24 protein-coding genes and 3 pseudogenes are annotated in these 23,327 nt (G+C 71.5%); 15 read left to right on the forward strand and 12 right to left on the reverse strand.

Annotated elements, in window-relative coordinates:
* Nucleotides 1-4 precede the first annotated feature (4 nt).
* The 4 genes from GEV28_RS21845 to GEV28_RS21860 are packed head-to-tail and all read left to right on the forward strand — an operon-like array spanning nucleotide 5 to nucleotide 1,967.
* Nucleotides 5-580 carry a TetR/AcrR family transcriptional regulator gene (locus GEV28_RS21845; protein ID WP_291413974.1) on the forward strand — a complete coding sequence of 192 codons (576 nt, stop codon included), beginning with the start codon at nucleotides 5-7 and terminating at the stop codon, nucleotides 578-580.
* A 40-nt stretch (nucleotides 581-620) separates the two neighbouring features.
* A complete protein-coding gene (locus GEV28_RS21850) occupies nucleotides 621-1,124 on the forward strand; it encodes an SDR family NAD(P)-dependent oxidoreductase (protein ID WP_291413975.1) in 504 nt (167 codons plus the stop codon).
* Nucleotides 1,121-1,387 (forward strand): hypothetical protein, encoded by a 267-nt coding sequence (locus tag GEV28_RS21855; RefSeq protein WP_291413976.1) that lies wholly within the window; start codon nucleotides 1,121-1,123, stop codon nucleotides 1,385-1,387. The genes GEV28_RS21850 and GEV28_RS21855 overlap by 4 nt, the downstream gene beginning before the upstream one ends.
* Nucleotides 1,377-1,967 (forward strand): TetR/AcrR family transcriptional regulator, encoded by a 591-nt coding sequence (locus tag GEV28_RS21860; protein WP_291413977.1) that lies wholly within the window; start codon nucleotides 1,377-1,379, stop codon nucleotides 1,965-1,967. Before GEV28_RS21855 ends, GEV28_RS21860 begins: the two co-directional genes overlap by 11 nt.
* Before the next feature lie 150 nt (nucleotides 1,968-2,117).
* Here GEV28_RS21860 and GEV28_RS21865 read toward each other — a convergent pair whose 3' ends face one another.
* Nucleotides 2,118-2,735, reverse strand: a complete 618-nt coding sequence (locus tag GEV28_RS21865) for a TetR/AcrR family transcriptional regulator (RefSeq protein ID WP_291413978.1) — start codon at nucleotides 2,733-2,735, stop codon at nucleotides 2,118-2,120.
* A gap of 109 nt (nucleotides 2,736-2,844) precedes the next feature.
* Here GEV28_RS21865 and abc-f point away from each other — a divergent pair, with 109 nt between their 5' ends.
* Nucleotides 2,845-4,446 (forward strand): ribosomal protection-like ABC-F family protein, encoded by a 1,602-nt coding sequence (gene abc-f / locus GEV28_RS21870; protein WP_291413979.1) that lies wholly within the window; start codon nucleotides 2,845-2,847, stop codon nucleotides 4,444-4,446.
* Here the strand turns inward: abc-f and GEV28_RS21875 are convergent.
* Entirely contained in the window at nucleotides 4,420-6,459 is a 2,040-nt protein-coding gene (locus GEV28_RS21875; protein ID WP_291413980.1) for a prolyl oligopeptidase family serine peptidase, read from the reverse strand. The two genes, abc-f and GEV28_RS21875, sit on opposite strands and share 27 nt — an antisense overlap.
* A gap of 71 nt (nucleotides 6,460-6,530) precedes the next feature.
* Between GEV28_RS21875 and GEV28_RS21880 the strand changes: the two genes are divergently transcribed.
* The gene (locus GEV28_RS21880; protein WP_291413981.1) at nucleotides 6,531-6,836 is read left to right on the forward strand and encodes a hypothetical protein; all 306 of its coding nucleotides are present in this window, start codon (nucleotides 6,531-6,533) and stop codon (nucleotides 6,834-6,836) included.
* 214 nt (nucleotides 6,837-7,050) lie between these two features.
* Here GEV28_RS21880 and GEV28_RS21885 read toward each other — a convergent pair whose 3' ends face one another.
* The 5 genes from GEV28_RS21885 to GEV28_RS21905 all read right to left on the reverse strand — a co-directional run bounded on the left by GEV28_RS21885 (nucleotide 7,051) and on the right by GEV28_RS21905 (nucleotide 8,666).
* Nucleotides 7,051-7,299 carry a class I SAM-dependent methyltransferase gene (locus tag GEV28_RS21885; RefSeq protein WP_291413982.1) on the reverse strand — a complete coding sequence of 83 codons (249 nt, stop codon included), beginning with the start codon at nucleotides 7,297-7,299 and terminating at the stop codon, nucleotides 7,051-7,053.
* The gene (locus GEV28_RS21890) at nucleotides 7,247-7,474 is read right to left on the reverse strand and encodes a hypothetical protein (RefSeq protein WP_291413983.1); all 228 of its coding nucleotides are present in this window, start codon (nucleotides 7,472-7,474) and stop codon (nucleotides 7,247-7,249) included. Before GEV28_RS21890 ends, GEV28_RS21885 begins: the two co-directional genes overlap by 53 nt.
* Nucleotides 7,475-7,538: 64 nt before the next feature.
* The gene (locus tag GEV28_RS21895; protein WP_291413984.1) at nucleotides 7,539-7,661 is read right to left on the reverse strand and encodes a hypothetical protein; all 123 of its coding nucleotides are present in this window, start codon (nucleotides 7,659-7,661) and stop codon (nucleotides 7,539-7,541) included.
* 42 nt (nucleotides 7,662-7,703) lie between these two features.
* On the reverse strand, nucleotides 7,704-7,844 hold the full coding sequence (locus GEV28_RS21900) for a hypothetical protein (RefSeq protein ID WP_291413985.1): 141 nt from the start codon (nucleotides 7,842-7,844) through the stop codon (nucleotides 7,704-7,706).
* Nucleotides 7,845-7,967: 123 nt separating this feature from the next.
* Nucleotides 7,968-8,666 (reverse strand): acyltransferase, encoded by a 699-nt coding sequence (locus GEV28_RS21905; RefSeq protein WP_291413986.1) that lies wholly within the window; start codon nucleotides 8,664-8,666, stop codon nucleotides 7,968-7,970.
* A gap of 7 nt (nucleotides 8,667-8,673) precedes the next feature.
* Here GEV28_RS21905 and GEV28_RS21910 point away from each other — a divergent pair, with 7 nt between their 5' ends.
* Entirely contained in the window at nucleotides 8,674-9,351 is a 678-nt protein-coding gene (locus tag GEV28_RS21910; RefSeq protein ID WP_291413987.1) for a TrmH family RNA methyltransferase, read from the forward strand.
* Here GEV28_RS21910 and add read toward each other — a convergent pair.
* Nucleotides 9,327-10,352 carry an adenosine deaminase gene (add, locus tag GEV28_RS21915; RefSeq protein WP_291413988.1) on the reverse strand — a complete coding sequence of 342 codons (1,026 nt, stop codon included), beginning with the start codon at nucleotides 10,350-10,352 and terminating at the stop codon, nucleotides 9,327-9,329. The genes GEV28_RS21910 and add overlap by 25 nt on opposite strands.
* Nucleotides 10,353-10,543: 191 nt before the next feature.
* Between add and GEV28_RS21920 the strand changes: the two genes are divergently transcribed.
* Both GEV28_RS21920 and GEV28_RS21925 read left to right on the forward strand, forming a co-directional pair.
* Nucleotides 10,544-11,392, forward strand: a complete 849-nt coding sequence (locus GEV28_RS21920) for a M23 family metallopeptidase (protein WP_291413989.1) — start codon at nucleotides 10,544-10,546, stop codon at nucleotides 11,390-11,392.
* Nucleotides 11,393-11,575: 183 nt separating this feature from the next.
* Nucleotides 11,576-12,628 (forward strand): DUF4192 domain-containing protein, encoded by a 1,053-nt coding sequence (locus GEV28_RS21925; protein ID WP_291413990.1) that lies wholly within the window; start codon nucleotides 11,576-11,578, stop codon nucleotides 12,626-12,628.
* Between the two features lie 162 nt (nucleotides 12,629-12,790).
* On the opposite strand, the gene galE is transcribed toward GEV28_RS21925, so the two are convergent.
* From galE to GEV28_RS21940, 3 genes are all read right to left on the reverse strand, one after another.
* Entirely contained in the window at nucleotides 12,791-13,756 is a 966-nt protein-coding gene (galE, locus tag GEV28_RS21930; protein ID WP_291413991.1) for a UDP-glucose 4-epimerase GalE, read from the reverse strand.
* 65 nt (nucleotides 13,757-13,821) lie between these two features.
* Nucleotides 13,822-15,018 (reverse strand): galactokinase, encoded by a 1,197-nt coding sequence (galK, locus tag GEV28_RS21935; RefSeq protein WP_291413992.1) that lies wholly within the window; start codon nucleotides 15,016-15,018, stop codon nucleotides 13,822-13,824.
* 29 nt (nucleotides 15,019-15,047) lie between these two features.
* On the reverse strand, nucleotides 15,048-15,743 hold the full coding sequence (locus tag GEV28_RS21940; protein WP_291413993.1) for a metal-dependent transcriptional regulator: 696 nt from the start codon (nucleotides 15,741-15,743) through the stop codon (nucleotides 15,048-15,050).
* Nucleotides 15,744-15,964: 221 nt separating this feature from the next.
* Between GEV28_RS21940 and GEV28_RS21945 the strand changes: the two genes are divergently transcribed.
* The 5 genes and pseudogenes from GEV28_RS21945 (at nucleotide 15,965) to GEV28_RS21965 (ending at nucleotide 22,012) form a co-directional block, all read left to right on the forward strand.
* Nucleotides 15,965-16,810 carry a sulfurtransferase gene (locus tag GEV28_RS21945; protein ID WP_291413998.1) on the forward strand — a complete coding sequence of 282 codons (846 nt, stop codon included), beginning with the start codon at nucleotides 15,965-15,967 and terminating at the stop codon, nucleotides 16,808-16,810.
* Nucleotides 16,811-16,924: 114 nt separating this feature from the next.
* Nucleotides 16,925-18,100 (forward strand): acetoin utilization protein AcuC, encoded by a 1,176-nt coding sequence (locus tag GEV28_RS21950; protein WP_291413994.1) that lies wholly within the window; start codon nucleotides 16,925-16,927, stop codon nucleotides 18,098-18,100.
* A gap of 28 nt (nucleotides 18,101-18,128) precedes the next feature.
* Nucleotides 18,129-20,808, forward strand: a pseudogene (locus GEV28_RS21955) (GNAT family N-acetyltransferase).
* 52 nt (nucleotides 20,809-20,860) lie between these two features.
* Nucleotides 20,861-21,337, forward strand: coding sequence for a hypothetical protein (locus GEV28_RS21960; RefSeq protein WP_291413995.1), 477 nt, complete (start codon nucleotides 20,861-20,863; stop codon nucleotides 21,335-21,337).
* A gap of 99 nt (nucleotides 21,338-21,436) precedes the next feature.
* Nucleotides 21,437-22,012, forward strand: coding sequence for a hypothetical protein (locus tag GEV28_RS21965; RefSeq protein ID WP_291413996.1), 576 nt, complete (start codon nucleotides 21,437-21,439; stop codon nucleotides 22,010-22,012).
* A gap of 254 nt (nucleotides 22,013-22,266) precedes the next feature.
* On the opposite strand, the pseudogene GEV28_RS21970 reads toward GEV28_RS21965, so the two are convergent.
* Nucleotides 22,267-22,965, reverse strand: a pseudogene (locus GEV28_RS21970) (FumA C-terminus/TtdB family hydratase beta subunit); the annotation flags it as partial.
* Between GEV28_RS21970 and GEV28_RS21975 the strand changes: the two are divergent.
* Nucleotides 22,955-23,327 (forward strand): annotated as a pseudogene (locus tag GEV28_RS21975) (fumarate hydratase); the annotation flags it as partial. The pseudogenes GEV28_RS21970 and GEV28_RS21975 overlap by 11 nt on opposite strands.

Raw genomic sequence — 23,327 nt, forward strand, 5'->3', positions numbered from 1 at the left:
AACCGTGACGGGCACACGCAGGGACGGAATCCAGCGGCGGGACGCGCTGCTGGACGCCGCGCTGCGCTGCTTCACCGAGCGCGGCGTGCTCGCCACCGGCATCGAGGACATCCGCAAGGCCGCCGGCGCGAGCCCGTCCAGCGTCTACCACCTGTTCGGCGGCCTGGCGGGGATCGTCGAGGCGCTGCTGATCCGCACGTTCGAGCGTTCGCTCGCCCACCTCGTCACCCGGCTTACCGAGGCCGCCACCGCGGAGGCGGCCGTCCGCGCGCTCGTCGACGGGCACCTCGAGTGGGTCGTCGCGCATCCCGACGAGGCGCGGTTCATGTACCAGGCCATGGCGGTCGAGCTCGCCGGCGACAGCCGGGCCGCGGTGCTCGCCGCCAAGGACGCCGTCAAGCGCCCGCTGTTCGACCGGCTCGCGCGGTTCGACCTCCCGGCGTGGCCCCCGCTCACCCTCGAGTTCGTCCTGCTCGGCCCCACGCACGAGGCGTGCCGGCGCTACCTCGCCGGGGAGGACGTGGACCTCGGCTGGATGCGCATGAACCTGCCGGAGCTCGCCTGGCGATCCATCGAATAGAGTCTTGTTCTAGAAAAATGTTCTAGTTATCCTTGTCCGCATGCGGACCGCGGTGGTGACGGGTGGCAACCGGGGGATCGGCCGAGTGGTGGTCGAGTCGTTGCTGGACAAGGGTTGTCGCGTCGTGACGCTTGTCCGAGATCCCACCGGGGTGCCCGCGGGTGCGGAGGTGGTGACCGGCGACCTGTCCAGCACGCGCACCGTCGCCGCCGCGGCGGATGCGGTGCGTGACACCTGCCCGGCCGTCGGCGTGCTCGTGCACAACGCCGGGCTGTGGCCGACCGCGTTGGCGCACAACGAGAACGGGCTCGAGCTGTCGTTCGCGGTCAACCACCTGGCGCCGTTCCAGCTCACTCGCGCTGGAGGACCGCCTCACCCGGGTGGTTCAGGTGAGTGCCGGCCTGCACGTCAACGGCCGGGTCGACCCCGAGCGCACGCCGACCGGCGCGGACTTCCACCGCACGCGCACCTACTGCGCCACCAAGCTCGCGAACCTGCTGGTGCTGCCGCTGTTCGCGCGAACGCTGGCAGGATGCCGGGGTGACCATCAACGCGGTACACCCCGGCGTGATCCGCACCGGGCTCGGCGATCCGGGTGGCGTGCTCGGCCTGGTGCTCAGGGCCGTCAAGCTCACCTGGGCGAAGCCGAGCGCCGGTGCCGACCCGGTGGTCCGCCTGGCGCGGGACACGACCGGTGTCACCGGCAGGTACTTCGACGTCCGCGAGGAGCGGCCGGTCCCCGCCGACCCGCCGCTCGCCGACGCCTTGTGGCGGCAGGCGCTGGAGCTGACCGGCGTTGCCCGTTAAGCAGCGGCGCGGCGAGGAGACCGCGCGCCACCTCCTTGACGCCGCGCTGGCGGTGCACGACGAGGTCGGGCCGGACGGGTTCACCGTGCAGGCGGTGGTGTCGGCGAGCGGGGTGAGCCTCGGCAGCCTGTACCACCACTTCGGGAGCTTCGACGGGCTCGCGGCCGGGCTGTACGCGCGCTGCATGGGCGAGTTGCTGGACGAGATCGTGGTGACGCTGGAGCGGGCGCGGACCGCGCGGGGCGGCGTGCGCGCGGTGGTGACGGCGTACCTGCGCTTCGTCGAGGAACACCCGGCGCGGGCGCGGTTCGTCCACGCGTCCGGGTACGCCGGCTACCTGCCCGCTCACGCCGGCGCGATCGCGGAGGTGAAGGCGCCGCGGATGGCCCGCATGACGCGCTGGCTGGCCCCGCACGTGCGCGATGGGTCCATTGTAGAGCTGCCCGACCCGCTCACGGAGATGCTTCTTATCGGCCCGGTGGCCGAGCTGTCCCGCCGCTGGCTGGCCGGCGCCGACATCGACCTCACGAAGGCGGCCCGCGTGTTGCCGGACCGCATCTGGGCCGCACTCCGCGGCTGACTTGTCCACAGTGGCCGGCGTTGTCCACAGGCAAGATCGACATCGCCCGAAACCGTCGGTACCAGCCGATAGGCTGGAATCGGGGGGCGCCCCCGTCAATACTGTGTGTGGCGCTCGGCGGCGTGCGAGCTCGGTCCCCGGATGTGGCCGTCATCCCTTGCTGGAGAACACCCCGGCCGACGTGGCCGCGACCGCGGCGGCGGCCGCCCGCGCCGCCGCCTCCGCGTCCAGCACCTCCCGGGTGATGAACAAGCGGTGGTACAGCGGCGCCACCACCGCCCGCACCACCGCACCCGCGTCCGTCCCGGCCGGCACCTCGCCCCGCGTCATCGCCCGCTCCACCACCACCTCCGAGCGCGCGTGCCGGTCGGCCAGGAAGCCGCGCAGCGCCTCGGCCGCCGGCGGCGACCGGAATGCCGCCTCGAACACCGCCGCCGCCGACGGACCCTCGACAGGATCCGCGAACGACCGACGCACCTCCTCGGCCAGCGCCCCGCAGTCGCCGGCGAACGTGCCGGTGTCGGGCGGCTGCCAGTCGTCCGTGCCGGCCAGGTCCAGCGCGTCCACGATCAGCCCGTCCACCCCGCCCCACCGCCGGTAGACGGTCGTCCTGTGCACGCCCGACCGCTCCGCCACCGCCTCCACGGTGAGCCCCGCGTACCCGTGCGCCGCCAACTCGGCCAGCGTCGCGTCGCGCACCGCCGCCCGGGTGCGCGCGGTCCGGCCGCCGGGGCGACGAGAACTCGGTTGCGTGTCGGCTGCGACCATGACACCATGCTAACGCAACAGGAGTCGCATTTAGGAGGCAGCAGCACGATGATCTTCTGAGGCATCGCGAGAGTCCCCACACCTCTACCGACATGCCTCGGAGGTTGTCTTGTCCACTCAGCTGACCCTGCGCGACGTCCGCAAGTCCTTCGGCGACCGCCTGCTCCTCGATGACGTGTCACTCGCCGTCCGCCCCGGCGAGCGCGTCGGCGTCGTCGGTGAGAACGGCGCCGGCAAGTCCACGCTGCTCCGCCTCGTCGCCGGCCGCGACCGGCCCGACGACGGCGAGGTCACGGTCACCGCGTCCAGCACCGGTTACCTCGGGCAGACGCCCGAGCTGCCGCCGGAGCGCACCGTGGCCGACGCGGTCGACGCCGCGCTCGCCGATCTCCGTGCCATGGAACGGCGAATGCGCGCCCTCGAGTCCACATTGGACGACCGGGCGGCGCTGGCGGAGTACGGCGACCTCCTCACCGCGTTCGAGCTGCGCGACGGCTACCAGGCCGATGCCCGCGTGGACAAGGCCATGCACGCCCTCGGCCTCGCGCATGTCGACCGCGACCGCGGGCTCGGCACGCTCTCCGGCGGCGAGCAGGCCCGCCTCGGGCTCGCATGCCTGCTGGCCGCCGCGCCCGAGCTGATGCTGCTCGACGAGCCGACCAACCACCTCGACGCCGGCGCACTCACCTGGCTCGAGGACCGCCTGCGGGCGCACCGCGGCACGGTCGTCGCGGTGTCCCACGACCGGGTGTTCCTCGAACGGGTGGCCACCGCGATCGTCGAGGTCGACGCTGACCGGCGGACCGTGGCCCGCTACGGCGACGGCTACGCCGGCTATCTCGCCGAGAAGACCGCCGCGCGGCGGCGCTGGGAACAGGCCCACGAGCGGTGGTGCGACGAGATCGACCAGCTCACCGTGTTCGCGGCGACCACCGCGCACCAGGTGGCCCACGGCCGGGAGATGAAGGACCGCAACAAACCCGCCTACGACCGGGACAAGGGTCGCGTGCAGAGCTCGGTGTCCAGCCGGGTGCGCAACGCCCAGGAACGGCTGCGCAGGCTGCGGGACGAGCCGGTGCCGCGGCCGCCGGATCCGCTGCGGTTCACCGGCCGGCTCGCCGCGGGCGATGTGCGGCAGACGGCGGTCGCCATGCACGACGTGCGGGTCGGCGACCGGCTGCACGTCGGGTCGTTGACAGTCGGCGGCCGGCAGCGGCTGCTCGTGCACGGGCCGAACGGCGCCGGCAAGACCACGCTGCTGCGCGTACTCGCCGGCACGCTCGAACCCGACACGGGCAGTGTTCGGCGCAGCGGCCGGATCGGCTACCTGGCGCAGGAGATCCCGGCGCACCATCCGAAGTGGACGCTGCTCGCGGCGTTCGCGTCGGGACGCGCCGGCCGGCCGGAGGAGCACGCCGAACGGCTGCTGTCCCTGGGTCTGTTCCGGCCGGCGGACCTGCGGGTGCCCGAGGGTGCGCTGTCCGCGGGACAGCGCCGCCGGCTCAGCCTGGCCCGCCTGCTGACCGGGCAGGCGGACGTGCTGCTGCTCGACGAGCCGTCGAACCATCTGTCGCTCACCCTGGTCGAGGAGCTGGAGGAGGCCATCGACGCGTTCGCCGGCGCGCTGGTCGTCGTCTCGCACGACCGGGCGCTGCGCCGCCGCTTCACCGGCACCCAGCTGGAGCTAGCCCGTGGGAGGTTGGTCGCCTAGCCGCTCCCAGAGGAACTCGAACACCAGCGCCCACTTGAAGGAGAGCTGCTCGTTGTCCGCGGCTCCGCCGTGCCCGCCCTCGATGTTCTCGTGGTAGCGCACGTCGTGGCCGAGCGCACGCATCCGGGCCACCATCTTGCGTGCGTGGCCCGGGTGCACCCGATCGTCCCGTGTGGACGTGAGGAAGAACGTGGGCGGGTACACCCGTCCCGAGTGGACGTTCTGGTACGGCGAGTACTCGCCGAGGAACGCCCAGTCGGCCGGGTCGTCAGGGTCGCCGTACTCGGCCATCCAGGACGCCCCGGCCAGCAGCTGGTGGTAGCGCCGCATGTCCAGCAGCGGCACCTGGCACACGATCGCGCCGAACAGCTCCGGGTACCTGGTGAGCATCACGCCCATCAGCAGGCCGCCGTTCGACCCGCCCTGGATGCCGAGCCGCGCCGGCGTCGTGATCCCGCGGGCGAGGAGATCCTTGGCCACCGCGGCGAAGTCCTCGTACACCCGCAGCCGCTGGCCGCGCTGCACCGACTGGTGCCACGTCGGCCCGTACTCGCCGCCCCCGCGGATGTTCGCCACCACGTACGTGCCGCCGCGGGCGAGCCAGCCGCGGCCGGTCGTGCCGCTGTAGCCCGGGGTGAGCGAGACCTCGAAGCCGCCGTAGCCGGTGAGCAGCGTCGGACCCGCGTTCTCCCGGCCCACCACGAAGTACGGGATCCTCGTGCCGTCGTCGGATGTGGCGAAGTGCTGCTCGACGGTCAGCCCGCGGGCGTCGAAGAACGCGGGCGCCCGCTTGAGCACCTCGACCTCGCCGCCGACCACGCCGCGGTGGAGCGTGGCCGGCTGGGTGTAGCCGCTCGCGTTGAGGAAGTACTCGTCGCTGACGTCCGGGTCGGTGTCGAGGATGTCCGCCGAGCCCACCTCGGGCACGCCGGCGAGTGGCGCCCGTGACCATCCGTCCGGGCCGAGGGTGAGCACCTCGAACCGGCTCTTCACGTCCTCGAGCGTCGCGATGACCAGGTGGTTGCGGGTCCACGCCTCGTAGGAGAGCGAGGTGTGCTCGTCCGGCTCGAAGAGCATGTCGAGGTCGCGGTCGCCGGCCAGGAAGTCGTCGAACCGCGCGGCGAGCAGTGCGCCCGCGGGGTAGGTGGTGTCTCCGGCCGTCCACTCGGAACGGGTGCTGACCAGCAGCCACTCGCGGTGCACCGAGGTCTCCGCGTCCTCCGGCACCTCGATCCGAACCAGTCCGCCCGGCGTCCGGAGGAACTCCTCGGTCCGGTAGAAGTCGGGGTTGCGGTAGACGAAGTCGCGCTCGAAGCCCTCGGTGGGGTCGTGGTACGCACCCGCCGACACGTCGTCCGGCTTGCCCTCGAACACGACGGTCGCCTCGTCGAGCGGGGTTCCGCGCCGCCACTCCTTGGCGATTCGCGGGTAGCCGGAGCTGGTCAGTGAGCCCTCGCCGAAGTCGGTGCCGACGTAGATCCGGTCCTCGTCGATCCAGCCGACCCGGCTCTTGGCCTCCGGCAACGTGAACCCGCCGGCCGCACTGTCCACGAAGGACAACGTGACGAGGTCGAACTCACGCACCACCGCGGCGTCCGCGCCGCCGCGGGACAGCTCCACCAACGCGTGCCGGTAGCCGGGGCGCAGCACCGCGGCGCCCTGCCACACCCAGTTCTCGCCCTCGGCCTCGCCCAGCGCGTCGACGTCGAGCACGACCTCCCACTCGGGGTCGGGCCCGCGGTAGGACTCGAGCGTGGTGCGCCGCCACAGCCCGCGCGGGTGGGCGGCGTCCTGCCAGAAGTTGTAGAGGTACTCGCCCCGCGTGCGCGGGTAGGGAATCCGGTCATCGGCGTCGAGCACCTCACGGATCTCGTCGCGCAGCTCGGCGAACCGCGGCACGCCGGTCAGCTCGGTGACGGTCTCCGCGTTGCGCTCCCGTACCCAGTCCAGGGCGGTGTCGCCGGTGACGTCCTCGAGCCAGAGGTACGGGTCGTCCTGGGGAACTTCTGTCATGACACGAGTCTGCCCGACGGTCGGCGAGCTGGCCCGTGAGCGCTCGGCCATCCCGGATTTGGGTGAGTGCCATGACGACCCCCACGCCGGAACCCCCCGCCAAGAGACGGTCGGGCCTGCGGCGATGGCTGCGAACCGGCATGGTGCTGGTCGCGGTGGCGCTCGGCGGGGTCGCCGTCGCGTCGCAGTGGAGCGGGTTCTCTGGTGCGAGGCTGCTGAACCCGCTGATCCGGCTGGCGTTCAAGCTCATCCGCAAGCAGCCGCCGGACGAGCCGCTGACGCTTCGCGGGATCGCGACCTGGGGTCACCGACCTCAGCGCGGTGCCGCTGTCGGTCGCGGCGTACGCGCTCTCATGGACCGTCGGTCCTCGTGCTGATCACGCCGGCGGGTGCCGGTACTCGGGAGGCGGCCCTGGTGGTGCTCGGTCAGGTCCCCATCCAGCCGGTCGCCCTGCTCGCGTGTCCCGGGTCCTGCTCACGATCGCCGACCTCGCCTTGGCCGGGAGGGGTGTGCTCGCGAGCCGGCGGCACCGCCGGCAGACACAGGCCGCCGCTGCGCGCCGGATCCCGTCGCGCAGCACTGATCTTCGTTCAGTCAGTGGATCGGCAGGTGTTCCGGCCGCGGGTTGTAGGGCACCCTCTGCGGGGCTTGAGCACCCGGTGGATCTCCGCGATCACCGCGTCGGGGTCGACCACGTGCTCGTAGATGTGGTTGAACACCACGAGGTCGAGCGACTCGTCGGGCAGCGGCATGTTCTCGCCGCCCGCGTGCACGAAGTCCGCCGGCTCACCGAACCGCTCCCGCGCCTTGGCCAGACCCGGCTCGTCGATGTCGAACACGTGGGTCTTCTCCGCGCCCGCCTCGGCCGGGCTCGTCGGCGATGAAGTCCGCCGAGCAGCCGATGTCGGCGACCGTCATGCCCGCGAGGTCGTCCCGACCGAGGAAGCGCCGCAGGATGCTGAGCATCTTGCGTGCCTTGGTGCGCCGCTTCTCCTCGTCGAGCATCCTGCCCATGAGGTCGGAGTAGCCCGGCTGGGGCTTTCGCTCCTCGACGGTCGCGAGTGGTCCTTTCCCGGCCTCAGCTGGTTGCGTGCGCGAGCACGAACAGCTGGTTCGCGCCGAACAGGAAGCGCTTGTACTCGTCGATCACGGTCGCCGGCGACGGGGCGTACGTCGGCGTCGTGCCGATCGGCGGCCTCATCCGGCGCAAGGCGGTCGAGGCAGTGATGGCGTCGCCGCGCGGTTAGGTGGCTTCGACGTCGACGACCCGCGGCTCGATGTCCTCGACCCGGACGACATCGCCGACGTGATCTGGGACCTCCAGGCCAAAACGCGACCGCGCTGAGGAGATCGTCAGCGCGATCTCGGTCCGCGGCTGACTCACTCCGCGATGGTGTCGCGGGCTGGTCCGGCACGGTCTGCGCCAGCCCGCGACGGTGTCGCGAATGCTCAGCCGGCACGGTGTCGCGAGTGGCTCAGTCGCGACGTGTCGCGCGGTCGGTTCAGTTCAGGACGGCGTCGCAGGCGGCTCAGCTCGACGTGGTGTCGTGGGGTCTGCCCGGCCAGGACGGCTTTGCGGGTCGGCCCAGTCCACCACGGTGTCGTCGGCGTGCGCGGCGTACTCCGCCGAACGGACCTCGGCCACCTGCCGGTAGCGGGTGATCCGGTCCGTCCACTCGATACGGACGCCGAACGCGGCGTCAGCGAATGCCGTGCCCCTGATGGCGTCGGCGAGCTCGTCGGTCTGGTCAGGGGAGAGCACCCGTACCGGGTCACCGATCGCGGTCGTGTGCGGTGGCACGAAGAACTCGTCCGGTAACAAGGTCCGCGCGTGCACCAGCGCACCCACCGCCACACTCGCGCCGTCCCCGACCCGTGCCAGGTGCAGCACGGTCACCTGGGCTGCCAGGTATGCGCACCGTCCCACCGTCGCGCCCAGCACCGTCGCATGTGGACCGATGAACCCATGGTCGCCCACCGACACAGCGGTGTCCACATCGGTCACCGCGGTAGCCCGCAGCACCGCGTGTTCGGACACGATCGCCGACTCACCCACCTCGATCCGGGAACCCTCCGCGTCGAGCACGGCGCCGTACATGACACGCGCACGTGGTCCCACCCGCACGTCGCCGACCAATGTGGCAGTCGGTGCCACGTACGCGGTCGGGTCCACGGACGGCTCGGCATCTCGGTGGCGGATCAGCATGTCCCCGATGCTGGCCCGCGTCGGGACATTGAGCTGGCGGGAATCGGACGCGACGTTGTCCGCGTCGGCGGTACCATGGGTTCGACTCAGTCACGTCGTCGATGGCTCGGGCGTGCCGCGAAACGCCTCTCACCATGTTCGAAAGGACCTTGCCGGGCGCCCGATGAGCGCCGCACCGATGTGGGTGCGCACCAAGTCCGAGCTGCGCGGCCATCGTCGCCAGCGAGCGCACTCCTGTTGGGATCACCTCCTCATTGCCCCGTTGTGGCCGAAGTACGGCGTTAACCTCGGCACCTTGTTGCGCACCTGCGACGCGGTCGGCGCCTGCCTCGCCGTGCCGCATTGCCCGTGGGTCCGCGACGCGCTCGACCGGGGCAACACGCTGCGCCGGCCGTCGTGCGTGCACTGGGCGAACAAGCCGCTCACCTGGTTGGCCGCTCAGCGCCGGGCCGGCAGTGACATCGTCGGTGTCGAGCTCACCGACGAGGCCATCCGGCTCGCAGACCTACCGCCGGCCCGGCGGCGTACGGTCGTAGTGCTCGGTCACGAGAGCGACGGCATCCCGACCGAGGCCACCGTGCTACTCGATCGTGCGGTGGAGATCCCGATGCTCGGCACCGGTCACAGCCTCAACGTCGCGGTGGCCGGTTCGCTCGTCGCCTACAAGCTAGCCGGGCTCGTCTGACCGCGCTCCACCGCGTCGATCTCGGCGAGCAGCCGCGACTTCTGCTCCGGGGGGCAGAACGCGGCCCGCACACCGGCTCGGGCCAGGTCCGCCAGCTCGGACCGGCCGAGGCCGAAGTGTTCGTGGCAGCGCAGGTACTCCGTGTTGAGGTCGGTGTGGAACATGCCCGGGTCGTCGGTGGCCAGCGTGACCGCGACACCGGCGTCGAGCAGCCTGGGTAATGGGTGCTCGGCGAGCGTTCGCACGGTCCTGGTCCGGATGTTCGAGCTCGGGCACACCTCAACCGGGATGCCCTCGCCGGCGAGATGGGCGAGTAACTCGGGGTCGGCCACCGCGCTGGTGCCATGCCCGATCCGCTCCGCGTGCAGATCCCGCAGCGCCGACCAGATCGTCTCCGGCCCTGTGGTCTCGCCGGCATGCGGTACGAGGTGCAGACCGCCGTCACGAGCCATGTCGAACGGGTCGCGGTACAGATCGCGCGGCACGCCCACCTCGTTGCCACCCAGCCCGAACCCGACAGTCCCCTCCGGACGGTGTCGCAGCACCCATTCCGCGGTGGCGATGCCGTGCTCATAGCCGAGCGATCCGGCGATGTCGAACACCCAGGCCAGCTCGACACCGTGCCGCTCGCGGGCCAGAGCGCGGCCGACGGTGAGCGCCTCGGCGAGCTCGTCGGCCTCGACGCCCACGAGTAAGTGGGCCACCGGGGTGACCGTGACCTCGGCGTAGCGCACGACGTTGCGGGCCAGGTCCGCTGCGAGCCCGTCGACCAGAGCGGTGATGTCCGCACCCGTCGTCACCAGTTGGTTGACCTCGATGTAGACCTCGACGAAGTGGGCGAAGTCGGTGAACTCGTAGAACGCGACCAGCTCGTCGCGGTCGGTGGGCACGGGTTGGTCGGGATGCCGCCTGGCCAGCTCCAGGACGGTGTCGACCGACGCCGAGCCCACCAGGTGGACGTGCAGCTCGACCTTGGGCAGCGAGGAGAGGAAATCGCACACATGACCATGTTGCCTGACCGTGCCAACGAAAAGGCAAGAGCTCGATCGGGTGATCGGGGTCGTGGGGATATCACGGTATCTGAATTTGGTTAGGTATCCATTTACTGCCTAATTAACCGGTAGGTCTTCCACTTGGACGCATGGCGTGGTCGGATCGACACGTCCCGTCGCGTTCTTCGTGGAGGTAGCTGATGCGCAGATTCCGTGTTGCCGTCGCGTTAGCCGGCGCCGTGCTCGCCTCGTCCGCCGTCGTGGTGTTCGGCGCACCACCGGAGGCGAGTGCCGCGCCCGCATACCAGATGCCCTTCCCCTGCGGGCAGGTCTGGAGCGGACAGACCAGGAGCGATCACAGTCCGGCCAACGCGGTGGACCTCAACCGCGCCAACGACGACGGCGACCCGGTCGGCGCGGCGGCGGCCGGCCGGGTGTCCCGCGTCGCCAACGAGGGATCCACCAGTTACGGCCGGTGGATCGAGATCGACCACGGCGGCGGCCTCACCACCCGTTACGCTCACCTGTCGGTACAGCGGGTGGCTGTCGGTGACCAGGTCAGCCCCGGCCAGCTCATCGGCAACGTGGGTACCACCGGTGGGTCGACCGGTCCGCACCTGCACTTCGAGGAGCGCTCGGGTACCAGCGCGGTGCGGATCTCGTTCAACGGGTCGCAGATCCTCTACTGGGGTACGCGCAGCTACACGAGTCACAACACCTGCGCGGCCAACAATCCGTACACCCCGCAGGCCGCGTGCGGCAGCGGTTTCCAGGTGATCGACTGGGCGGCGCTCGGCTCGGCCGGCACGACCTACCTCTTGTACAACGGCAGCACCAACTGTGTGGCGACGATCAAGTCGACGTCGATCGGCACCGCGTCGGCCACCTCGGCGTTCCTCGAGGTGCAAGGCGGGACCCGGACAACGGATTCCGGCTCCTTCGCCTACTACGCCGGACCGGTCAAGAAGTCGGCCGCCGGCAAGTGCGTGAGGTGGGGCGGCTCGGTCGGCTCCAGCTCCTACACCAGCCCGTTCGAGCACTGCGGATGACATGAGTCGGGGTGCCGGCGTCCAGGCGCCGGCACCTCCGCGGGGCGCGACAGGGTAGCCGCGCCCACCGACATTCCACGCCATCCCTACCTCGTTCACGGCCGGTTGTCCACAACCACGCCACTTGTCCCCAGCTTCCGAAGTCGATCTCCACTCCACCGCGTACTCGCGCAATGTGGAGGCATGACAGCCCGACCGGCACCACCGCCCCTGACCGAACGAGCGCTTCACCTCGAGGACCTCGGCGAGCTCATCGCCAGCATCCCGAGCATGATCGGCTTCCCGCCGGTCGACTCCCTGGTACTGCTCACCGGATCCTGCGCCGACCGACTCCAACTCGGCACCACGGTCCGGGTCGACCTACCCGAGCCACAGCACGGTCCCGATCTCGTCAGCCAGATGTGCCTGGCGGTCACGGCCAACGACGTCGACTCGGTGCTGCCGGTGATCGTCGGCGGCGACCGGGCCGACCCGCCGGACCTCCCGTACCGCTGGCTCATCGAGCTCCTCGCGCGCGAGATGGGCGATGTCGGCGTCCTACTCGTCCATCCGGTCTGGGTGCCGACGGTCGAACGCGGCGTGACCTGGTGGTGCTTCGAGAACCCGGAGTGCACGGGGCAGATCCGCGACCCGCGAAGCGCGGTCCTCACCGCGATGCACGCGGTCGCGGGCTTCATCACCTACGGGAGCCGGGAGGAGATGGCCGCCAACCTCGCGCCGGACCCGGAGGACCAGGTCGCCCACCGCGCCCAGTTGCTGGCCGAGCGGGCCACGGCTCCCGAGCACGACCCACTCGACCAGTGGCGGACGGTGCGCAGGGCGATCGAATCCGCCGCCGCCGGCTCCGAGCTCCCCGAGCTCGACGACGACGAGATCGTCCGACTGGCCGAGGCGCTCTGCAGTCCGCTGGTCCGCGACAACTGCATCGCCGCTCTGCTCACCGACCTGGCCGATGCCGCCGACCGCCTCTGGACCGTTCTCACCAGAGCCATCCCCGCCCCGGAGCGCGCGGAGCCGGCCTGCCTGCTCGCGATGAACGCCTACCTCCGCGGCGAGGGCGTCCTGGCGAACGTGGCCCTCGAGACGGTTCTCGAAGCCGATCCGGACCACGAGATGGCAGCCCTGCTACGTGAGGCGATCGACAAGTGCATGCCACCCAAGGACTTCCACGCGATGCTGACCGCCAGCGTGGCCGCGGCCGACATCGTCTACGCCGGGACGGAGGCCTCGGAATGAGCCACCCCGCGCACCGCCAGCCGTCGCGCCGGCTGTACTGGTTCCCTGATGTCCCAACCCAACCACCGCTCCGGTGGCCGAAACCGAACTCCGGCCACGACCGTCCGCCTTGACCACCGCGACGGCCGCACCCCGCGCCAGGTGTCGAGCGCAGACCAGGCGTCAGCTGTTGCCCGCGCGGGCGCGGGTGAACTCCCAGGCGTCGCGCACGATCCCCGCCAGGTCGGCGTGCTGGGGCTTCCAGCCGAGCTCTACCTGCGCCAGCTCGCTCGACGCGATGAGCGACGCCGGGTCGCCGACACGGCGGCCCTTCACCTCGGCGGGAATGGGGTGGCCGGTCACCTCACGGCAGGCATCGATCACCTGACGCACCGAGAAACCAGCGCCGCTGCCCAGGTTGTAGATCCGGTGCTCGCCCGGGGTGGCGTGCTCGAGTGCCAGCAGGTGCGCGTCGGCGAGGTCGCTGACGTGGATGTAGTCGCGGACACAGGTGCCGTCGTCGGTCGGGTAGTCGTCGCCGTACACGTGGATGGCCTCGCGCTGCCCGAGCGCCACCTGCAGCACCAGCGGGATCAGATGGGTCTCGACGGTGTGCCGCTCGCCGAACGCGCCGTGGGCACCGGCGACGTTGAAATACCGCAGACTCACCGCGGACAGACCGTACGCGGTGGCATAGGAGGTGATCGCATGATCGATGGCCAGCTTGGTGGCGCCATAGGTGTTGGTCGGCCGGGTGGCCGCGCTCTCGGGGATCGGCACCTGCTCCGGCTGGCCGTACACCGCGGCCGTGGACGAGAAGACCAACCTGGGCGTGCCGGCCGACCGGACCGCATCGAGCAGTCGAAGTGAGGTGAGCACGTTGCCCGACCAGTACTTCTCCGGATCCTGCATAGACTCGGCCACCAGCGACTTGGCCGCGAGGTGCAGCACGCCGTCGAAGCCCTCGGCGAGCAGCGAGCCGGCCGCTTCGGCGAGCTCGGCCTGGACGAACCGGCAGCCGTCCGGCACGGCGTCCGCGTGTCCGGTGCTCAGGTCGTCCAGCACCACGACCTCGTGGCCGGACTCCACCAGCCGCGCCGCACACACGCTCCCGACATATCCGGCCCCGCCCGTCACGAGCAGCTTCACCGCGGTCCTCGCTTCCTCAGGTTCGCGGGACGTCGCCCGCTCGGTCTCATCAGGTCGTGTGCCGGTCAGATGTCGCGACCTGCGCCCGGTGAGGGCACCGCCGTGAACAGGCCCGGCGCCGGCAGCGACCGCTCGGCGAACGCCGCGAGCACCTTGTCCCCGATGGTGTCCCGCTCCTCATCGGGCACCAGGGCGATCGCGGAGCCGCCGAACCCTCCGCCGGTCATCCTGGCACCGAGCGCTCCGGCGGCGCGCGCCGCGTCCACGGCCACGTCCAGCTCGAGACAGGACACCCGGTAGTCGTCGCGCAAGCTCACATGAGAGGAGGTCAACAGGTCGCCGATGTCGGCGAGGCGGCCTGCGCGCAGCAGCTCGACGGCGCGCAGGACCCGGTCGTTCTCGGTCACCACGTGCCGGACGAGTGGGCGCAGCTCTTCGGGCAGCCGGGACAGCGCGTCGTCGAGCCCGGACGACCCGATGTCACGCAAGGCCGGCACGCCGAGCAGGTCGGCGGCGCGCTCGCAGCCGGCGCGTCGCTCGCGGTAGCCGGAGTCGCCGTGCGAGTGCCGGGCCCTGGTGTCGATCACCAGGACGTCCAGGCCTGCGGCGGCGGCGTCGAAGGGGACCTGCTCCATCTCGCCGGAGCGGACGTCGAGGAACAACACGCACGACTCGACACAACACAACGACGCGGTCTGGTCCAGCAGCCCGGTCGGGACGCCGACGAAGTCGTTCTCCGACCGCTGCACCCAGGCGGCCACCTCTGAGCGGCTGGGCGCACCAGGCCGGTCCAGCTCGATCCCGGCCAAACCCAACAGCGCGAGCGCCGTCGCGCACTGCAACGCATGAGAGGAGGACAACCCGGCCCCCGCCGGCACATCACCGGCGATCAGCAGATCAGCCCCGGAGGTAAGCCCTTCATGACGCAACACCCAGCTCACGCCGGACGGGTACGCGGCCCACCCGGTGACCCCGGCCGGTTCCAGCGCTTCCACCGGCACCGGCTCGGCCCGCTGCGGACGGCCGTCGTCGCCGACCGTGGTGACCGCGAACCGCCCGTCCGTGCGGGCCCGCGCGGCCACCGCGATCCGGAACGGCAACGCGAACGGCAACACGAACCCGTCGTTGTAGTCGGTGTGCTCACCGATCAGGTTCACCCGGCCCGGGGCCGACCAGACGCCGGTGGGTGACTGTCCGTGCAGTTTGGCGAACTCGTTCGCGGCGCGGGCCGGAACGCCGCCGGCTGTGGCGGCGCCGGTCATATGGCCTGCGTCCGTCTCGTCGCCGACGGTCACCTGGCTCGCGCGAGCACCGCGTGCAGCACGGTCGGCGCGACCTGGGCGGAGCTGTGTTCGCCGGAGACCTCGATGACGTTGCCGTCGCCCTTGGACGGGCCGACGTGCACGGTCTGGCCGGGGATCACGCCGACGGCCTTGAGCTCGGCCATCAGGTCGGGATCGAGCTGGACGTGCTCGGCGATGCGGCGGATCTCGACCTTGCCGCCGCCGCGGCGGGCCACGTCGTCGACCCGCACGAGGTCGGCCTCGACCGGCGGCGCGGGCTCGCCCTCGCCGAGCTTGTCCAGACCCGGGATCGGGTTGCCGTACGGGGACGTGGTGGGGTGGCCGAGCAGTTTGACCAGCTTGCGCTCGACGGCCTCGCTCATCACGTGCTCCCAGCGGCACGCCTCGCTGTGCACGTGCTCCCACTCCAGGCCGATCACGTCGACCAGGAGGCGTTCGGCGAGCCGGTGCTTGCGCATGACGGTGACCGCGAGAGCGCGGCCGTGGTCGGTGAGCTCCAGGTGCCGGTCGCCGGCGACGATCACCAGCCCGTCGCGCTCCATCCGGCCGACCGTCTGGCTCACCGTGGGGCCGCTCTGCCCGAGCCGCTCGGCGATCCTGGCACGCAGCGGGACGACACCCTCCTCCTCGAGCTCGTAGATCGTCTTGAGGTACATCTCGGTGGTGTCGATGAGCTCGTTCACGGTGCTCCCCTTCGTGCCAGGACAAGCCGCCGACAGGGGCGCTCAATGGTCACCTTGAGTGCCGCCGCACCACGTCGCCAACGCGGACTCGTCTGCGACCATATTAGTCGCTCGCCCGGGTGGAGCATTGGTGTGGTCGCACAGGGTGAACGCCGTGCGGCTGAGCGGCGTCCACGGGGCGAGCGGGCATCGGGAAGAATGGTCCGGTGTCCTCTCCGCTGATGTCGTGCACCGAGCTTGCCGCCTCGATGGCCGGTCCGCTGCCGCCCGCCGTCCTCGACGTGCGCTGGCGACTTGGCGGGCCGCCCGGGCGCGAGGACTACGAGCGCGGGCACCTGCCGAACGCGATCCACCTCGACCTGGACACCGACCTCGCCGGTCCGCCGGGTGCGGCCGGGCGGCACCCGCTGCCCGACCCGGAGGTGCTGGAGCGCGCTTTGCGAGCGGCTGGTGTGCGGGCCGACCGGCCGGTCGTGGTGTACGACGCGGACAACGGGTCGATCGCCGCGCGGGCGTGGTGGTTGCTGCGGTGGGCGGGTCACGGTGAGGTAGCCGTGCTCGACGGCGGGTTCGCGGGGTGGACGGCCGAGGGGCGGCTCGTCACGACGGCCGCGCCCAGGCCGGAGCCGGGCGACATCACCGTGCGGCCCGGCGGCATGCCGGTGCTCGACGCGGCCGGTGCCGCCGCGCTCGCTCGGGACGGCGTGTTGCTCGACGCGCGGGCGCCGGAGCGCTACCGCGGCGACGTGGAACCCATCGACCCGCGGGCCGGGCACATCCCGGGTGCGGTGAACGCGCCGTTCGCGGGGCACGTCGGCGAGGACGGTCGCTGGCGGCGGCCGGCCCGGCTCGCGGAGCGCTTCGCCGGCGTCGGCGTCGGCGCGGCGGACGGCGAGCCCGTGGGTGCCTACTGCGGCTCGGGCGTGACCGCGGCCTCGGTCGTGCTCGCGCTGGAGGTCGCGGGGGTGACGAGCCCGATCGCGCCGGCCGAGCTGTATGTCGGCTCGTGGTCGGAGTGGAGTGGCGACCCCGACCGCCCGGTCGCCACCGGCAACGAGCCGGGCTGAGCTCGCCCGCCCCGCGCCGTCGGCTCACCCACCGCCGCGGTTGGGCGCCTTCGGGTGCGGTGGGGCGTCATCGCGCGGAGGGCTGGGACCGCGTTGCCCGGATAGGGTGATCTCATGGATCAGCCGGCCGCGATCGTCTGGGACTCCGCTCTGCTGGGTTACGACCTCGGTGGCGAGCATCCGCTGCACCCGATCCGCCTGGAGCTGACCATCCGGTTGGCCACCGCGCTCGGGGTGCTCGACGGCATCGAACTGTTGGTGCCCGAGCAGGCGCCGGAGTCGGAGATCGAGCGCATCCACGACGCCGGCTACATCTCCGCCGTGCGGGAGGCGCCCATGGCCGGCTGGGACGTCGGCCACGGGCTCGGCACTCCGGACAACCCGATCTTCGACCGGATGCACGAGGCCTCCGCGATGGTCGTCGGCAGCTCGTTGCTCGCGGCGAGACAAATCGCGTCGGGGGTCACCAAGCGGGCGGTGAGCATCGCGGGCGGGCTGCACCACGCCATGCGCGACCACGCCGCCGGTTTCTGCGTGTACAACGACACGGCGATCGCCATCTCCTGGTTGTTGGACAACGGGTTCGAGCGCATCGCCTACCTCGACACCGACGTCCACCACGGCGACGGCGTACAGGACGCCTTCTACAACGACCCCCGCGTGCTCACGATCTCGCTGCACCAGAACCCGCTGACGCTCTTCCCCGGCACGGGCTTCGCGGACGAGACCGGGGGTGACGCCGCCCAGGGCATGTCGGTCAACATCGCGCTGCCTCCCTACACCAACAACCGGGCCTGGTTCCGTGCGTTCCACGCGGTCGTGCCGTCGCTGCTGGACGCGTTCCAGCCGCAGCTGATCGTCAGCCAGTGCGGCGTCGACACCCACGACGAGGACCCGCTCGCCGCGCTCTCCCTGTCCGTCGACGGCCACCGACAGATCTACCGCACCGTCCGCGACCTCGCCGAGCGCTACTCCGGCGGCCACTGGCTCGCCGCGGGCGGTGGCGGATACCAGCTGCTCCGCGTCGTCCCGCGGTCGTGGACGCACCTGATCGCCACCATGCTCGACCGCGACGTCGATCCCGACACCACGCTTCCTCGCGAGTGGACGGACTACGTGGACACGATCGCGCCCAACGCCGAGCTGCCGTCGGCCATGAACGACGGCAAGAGCACCGACTTCGACCCGTGGGACGGCGACATCGAGCAACGGGTCGACAACACCATCCGGGACACCCGCCGCGCCGTCTTTCCCTTGCACGGCTTGGATCCCGACGATCCGAGAGACTGACGACCCGAGAGACCAGAGGCCGACGGCGATGGATTCGTTCGACTACCCGAAGTGGTGGGAGGCGGACGTGGTGCTGTCCGACGGCGGCACCGTCCACTTGAGACCGATCGTGCCGACCGACGCGGACGAGCTGCTCGCCTTCCACGGCCGGTTGTCCGAGCGCACCCGCTACCTGCGCTACTTCGGCGCCTACCCGCACATCCCCCCGCGCGACCTCGAGCGGTTCACCACCGTGAACCACCACGACCGGGTCGCGTTCATCGCCAAGCTCGGCGACGACATCGTCGCGGTCGCCCGCTACGAGCGCATCGACGGCGGGTCGAGCGCGGAGGTCGCCTTCGTCGTCGAGGACGCGCACCAGAGCCGCGGCCTCGGCCCGATCCTGCTCGAACACCTCGCCGCCGCCGCGCGGGAGAGTGACATCCGCACGTTCGTCGCCGAGGTGCTCGCCGAGAACGCCGCCATGCTCGGCGTCTTCCGCGCCGCCGGCTACCAGCTCGCCCGCGAGATGGAGGAAGGCGTCTTCCACCTCGAGTTCGCCATCGACCCCACGGAGAAGTCCGTCGCCGTCGCCCGCTCGCGTGAGCAGGCCGCCGAGGCCCGCAGCGTGCACAACCTCCTGCACCCGCGCTCGGTCGCGCTCATCGGCGCCTCCGTCGACCCGGACAAGATCGGTTACGCGGTGCTCGGCAACCTGCTGCGCGCCGACTTCGCCGGGCCCGTCTTCCCGGTCAACGCCGAGCGCCGGTCGGTCCGCGGCGTCCCCGCCTACCCGAGCGTGCTCGACATCCCCGACGACGTCGACCTCGCCGTCGTCGCCGTGCCGGCCTCGAGCATGGACGAGGTGATGGACGCCTGCCTCGCTAAGGGCGTCAAGGCGCTCGTCGTGATCTCCGCGGGCTTCGGCGAGACGGGCCCGCACGGCGAGAGCGCCGAGCGTCGCCTCGTCGACGAGGCCCGGGCGCACGGCATGCGCGTGGTCGGCCCCAACGCCCTCGGCGTGATCAACACCGACCCGGAGATCCGGCTCAACGCCACGCTCGCACCGCGTATCCCCATGCGTGGCCGGACGGGGTTCTTCTGCCAGTCCGGCGCGCTCGGCACCGCGATCCTCGCCGACGCCGCCGCCCGCGGGCTCGGCCTGTCCACCTTCGTCTCCGCGGGCAACCGTGCCGATGTCTCCGGCAACGACCTGCTGCAGTACTGGGAGACCGACCCCGCGACCGACGTCGTCCTGCTCTACCTCGAGTCGTTCGGCAACCCGCGCAAGTTCGCCCGGCTCGCCCGCCGGATCGGCCGGGTCAAGCCGGTCGTGGCGGTGAAGTCCGGCCGCAACGCCGTGCTGCCGGCACTCGCCGCCACCTCGGTCGAGGTCGACGAGGCGAGCGTCGCGGCGCTCTTCGAGCAGGCCGGTGTCATCCGGGTCGAGTCGATCGCCCAGCTCTTCGACACCGCGCTGCTGCTCGCCCACCAGCCGCTGCCCCGCGGCGGCCGGGTCGCGATCGTCGGCAACTCCTCGGCCATCGGCGTGCTCGCCGCCGACGCAGTCCTGGCCCGCGACCTCGAGCTCGCCGGGGCCCCGGTGGACGTCGGCGCGTCGGCCGGACCGCGTCCTCGCCGGCGCGGTCCGCCAGGCGCTCCGAGACCCCGACGTCGACTCGCTCGTCGTCGTGTTCGTGCCGCCGTTGACCATCCCCGGCACCGCCTACGCCAGGGCCATCCGCGACGCCGTCGCCGGGATCGACGAGAGCAAGCCGATCGTCTCCACGTTCCTCGCCACCGAAGGGATTCCCGCGGAGCTCGCGGTGCCCGGCCCCGGCGGCGCGCCCGGCCGCGGCTCGATCCCGTCGTACCCGAGCCCCGAGCGTGCCGTGCTCGCCCTCGCCCGGGCCTCCCGATACGCCCGCTGGCGGACCGCGCCGCAGGGTGAGCTGGTCCGCCCGGAACACGTGGACGCGGAGACCGCCAGGAGCGTCGTCGACGCCGTTCTGTCCGATGTGGACGGGAAGCTGACCGAGCTGGGGGACGACGACGTCGCGCGGCTCCTCGACTGCTACGGCATCGACGTCGTGCCCTACCGGACGGTCGGGAGCGCCGACGACGCGGTCGCGGCCGCCACCGCGCTCGGCTTCCCGGTGGCGGTGAAGGCGACCGGCGAACGGTTCTGGCGCCGCGTGGACCTGGTCGGTGTCCGGCTCGATCTGTCCACTCCGGGCTCCGTGCGCGCCGCGTACGCGGACATGACCGACCTGTCCGGCGCGCCGGAGGTCTACGTGCAGCGCATGGCCCGCAAGGGCACCGGCTGCGCCATCGGCGTCCAGGACGACCCGTCGTTCGGCACGCTCGTGTCCTTCGGGCTCTCCGGCGTGGTCAGCGACCTGCTGGGGGACCGGGCCTATCGGGCCCTGCCGCTCACCGACGTCGATGCCGCCGCGCTGGTCCGCGCGCCCAAGGCGGCGCCGCTGCTCACCGGCTACCGCGGGAGCGAGCCCGTCGACCTCGACGCGCTCGCCGACCTGGTCATCCGGGTCGCCGCGCTCGCCGAGGACCTGCCGCGGGTGCGCTGGCTCGCGCTGGAGCCGATCCTGGCCTCGACCGGCGGCGCGCAGGTCGTGCGCTCCAGGGTGAAGCTCGGCCCGCCACCGTCCCAGCAGGACAGCGGCCCACGCAGGCTGCGGTCGCTGACCGGCACTTTCCTACGAAAGTAGGGTTTGCGACGGCGGGTGCAACGCCCGGTGCCACGGGGCTCGTCCTCTGCACATGAAACGCCTAGGAACCGTCGTTGGCGCGGGCGTTCTGCTCTTGCTCGCGAGCGCTTGCGCCAACCCGCAAGAGAACCAGGACAACGCGGGCGACAGCCGCCCGACCGAGACGTCCGCGCCGGCCGACACGGAACCGGACAAGCAACCGGCACGGACACCACCGTCCGGCGGCGAGAAGGTCTCCGCCGGCCAGATCGACGCGACGGCGCTGCCCAAGGGCTTTCCGGTGATGGTCTGGACCGAGGGTGACGGCCGCACCGTCGGCGTGGTCGCCCAGGAGGGTGGCTGTGGCAAGGCCAGCGTGGAGGTGCCGACCCAGTCGGACAGCGAGGTCGTGCTCACCATGATCGAGACCGTGCCGAAGGACCCGAAGCCCTGCACGATGGACCTGCGCTACCCGAAGCTCACCACCGAGCTGGACCAGCCGCTGGCCGACCGCAAGCTCGTGCTGAAGAACGTGCAGCGCAAGAGCTAGACATCGCTGCCCCACCTGGTGCCCGGTCGCGCCCGCCCCTGTGCGACCGGGCACCGCTCCGCGTGCAACCAGCGGCGGGGCGGCTACCGTCCTCACACCATGAGGGCACTGTTCATCGCCACCCTGGCCGCGGCCGCCGTGGTAGGCCTCGCCGGCTGCGGGCAGGACGCCGCGCCGGCGGGCGACTCGGCCGGCGCCGCGCCGGACACCGCGAGTTCGACGGCGACATCGACCGAGCTCCCGTCGCTGCCGCCGGTCAGCAAGCCGCAGGACCCGCCGGCCCCGAAGCCGACGGAAGGCACCCCGGAGCCGCCGGTGTCGGTGTCCCCGTCTGGCGTGGTCGTGCCGGAGGGTGTGCGGCAGGTGCCGGCCGGCCAGGTCGACGCCAGTGCGCTGCCGGTCTACTACGAGCACCGCGGCGAGGTCTGGGTGTTCGACGACGACTACTCGCTGCAGATGTTCGCCGCGGCCAGCAGCGGCTGCACCGACGCCGAGGCGGTGGTCGTCGACCAGTCGGCGAGCGAGGTGCGGATCATGCTGCGCCCGCTGGACCAGCCGCAGGGTGGCCGGCCGGACGGTACGGTGTGCACGGCCGTGATGACGCCGCGGCCGGTCACGGTCCGGCTGGACGCCCCGCTGGGTGACCGGAAGATCTTCCTGGCCGGCGGGCGCTGAGTGGGCCGCCGGTGTCTGGACTGACGAGCAGCGGAGCGAGCGAGGGACGAGTGAGTGAGCAGCGCAGGAGGGAAGACATCGGGTGAAGGCCCACTCACCAGCGAGCGAAGCGAGCCAATGACACTGTGGGCCGCCGGTGTCTGGACTGACGAGCAGCGGAGCGAGTGAGGTACGAGTGAGTGAGCAGCGCAGGAGGGAAGACATCGGGTGAAGGCCCGCTCACCGGCGAGCGGAGCGAGCCAAATGTCACAGCCTTACCGGCGGAACGCGACCTGCAGCGTCGGCTGCGAGGTGCCGGCGAAGAAGTCGTTGCCCTTGTCGTCGACCACGATGAAGGCGGGGAAGTCCTCGACCTCGATCTTCCACACGGCCTCCATGCCGAGCTCGGGGTACTCGAGCACGTCGACCTTCTTGATGCAGTCCTGCGCGAGGCGCGCGGCCGGGCCGCCGATCGAGCCGAGGTAGAAGCCGCCGTGGGTCTGGCAGGCGTCGGTCACCTGGCGGGACCTGTTGCCCTTCGCGAGCATGACCTGTGATCCGCCGGCTGCCTGGAACTGCTCGACGTAGGAGTCCATGCGGCCGGCCGTGGTCGGGCCGAACGAGCCGGACGCGTAGCCCTCGGGGGTCTTGGCCGGGCCGGCGTAGTACACGGGGTGGTTGCGCAGGTAGTCCGGCATCGGCTCGCCCGCGTCGAGGCGCTCCTTGATCTTGGCGTGCGCGATGTCCCGGGCGACGACCAGCGGCCCGTTGAGCGAGAGCCTCGTCTTGACCGGCAGCGTCGACAGCGTCGCGCGGATCTCGTCCATCGGCCGGGTGAGGTCGATGCGCACGACCTCGTCGGTGAGCTCGTCGTCGGAGACGTCGGGCAGGAAGTGCGCGGGGTCGCGCTCGAGCTGCTCGATGAACACGCCGTCGGCGGTGATCTTGGCCTTGGCCTGGCGGTCGGCCGAGCACACCCTCAAGGCCGCCAAGCTCGCCTCCGCCCGCTACCTCGACAACCTCCCGCTCGAAGGCAGCCCCGCGGGCCACGCCTTCCGCGACGTCGACCTCGAGCAGCAAGTGCTCGAGATGACCCGGCAGTTCGGCATCGGCGCGCAGTTCGGCGGGAAGTACTTCTGTCACGACGTCCGCGTCATCCGGCTCCCCCGGCACGGCGCGTCCTGCCCCGTCGGGCTCGCCGTCTCCTGCTCGGCCGACCGCCAGGCCAAGGCCAAGATCACCGCCGACGGCGTGTTCATCGAGCAGCTCGAGCGCGACCCCGCGCACTTCCTGCCCGACGTCTCCGACGACGAGCTCACCGACGAGGTCGTGCGCA

This window comes from Actinophytocola sp., from assembly GCF_009379765.1.
Taxonomy (GTDB): domain Bacteria; phylum Actinomycetota; class Actinomycetes; order Mycobacteriales; family Pseudonocardiaceae; genus Actinophytocola.

Coding starts and splice junctions, on each gene's coding strand:
- GEV28_RS21850 (WP_291413975.1), top strand. CDS start 621: ATGCGGACCGCGGTGGTGACGGGTGGCAACCGGGGGATCGGCCGAGTG.
- GEV28_RS21865 (WP_291413978.1), bottom strand. CDS start 2,735: ATGGTCGCAGCCGACACGCAACCGAGTTCTCGTCGCCCCGGCGGCCGG.
- GEV28_RS21875 (WP_291413980.1), bottom strand. CDS start 6,459: ATGACAGAAGTTCCCCAGGACGACCCGTACCTCTGGCTCGAGGACGTC.
- GEV28_RS21880 (WP_291413981.1), top strand. CDS start 6,531: ATGACGACCCCCACGCCGGAACCCCCCGCCAAGAGACGGTCGGGCCTG.
- GEV28_RS21890 (WP_291413983.1), bottom strand. CDS start 7,474: ATGGGCAGGATGCTCGACGAGGAGAAGCGGCGCACCAAGGCACGCAAG.
- GEV28_RS21895 (WP_291413984.1), bottom strand. CDS start 7,661: ATGAGGCCGCCGATCGGCACGACGCCGACGTACGCCCCGTCGCCGGCG.
- GEV28_RS21905 (WP_291413986.1), bottom strand. CDS start 8,666: ATGCTGATCCGCCACCGAGATGCCGAGCCGTCCGTGGACCCGACCGCG.
- GEV28_RS21910 (WP_291413987.1), top strand. CDS start 8,674: ATGCTGGCCCGCGTCGGGACATTGAGCTGGCGGGAATCGGACGCGACG.
- GEV28_RS21920 (WP_291413989.1), top strand. CDS start 10,544: ATGCGCAGATTCCGTGTTGCCGTCGCGTTAGCCGGCGCCGTGCTCGCC.
- GEV28_RS21925 (WP_291413990.1), top strand. CDS start 11,576: ATGACAGCCCGACCGGCACCACCGCCCCTGACCGAACGAGCGCTTCAC.
- galK (WP_291413992.1), bottom strand. CDS start 15,018: ATGACCGGCGCCGCCACAGCCGGCGGCGTTCCGGCCCGCGCCGCGAAC.
- GEV28_RS21945 (WP_291413998.1), top strand. CDS start 15,965: ATGTCGTGCACCGAGCTTGCCGCCTCGATGGCCGGTCCGCTGCCGCCC.
- GEV28_RS21950 (WP_291413994.1), top strand. CDS start 16,925: ATGGATCAGCCGGCCGCGATCGTCTGGGACTCCGCTCTGCTGGGTTAC.
- GEV28_RS21960 (WP_291413995.1), top strand. CDS start 20,861: ATGAAACGCCTAGGAACCGTCGTTGGCGCGGGCGTTCTGCTCTTGCTC.
- GEV28_RS21965 (WP_291413996.1), top strand. CDS start 21,437: ATGAGGGCACTGTTCATCGCCACCCTGGCCGCGGCCGCCGTGGTAGGC.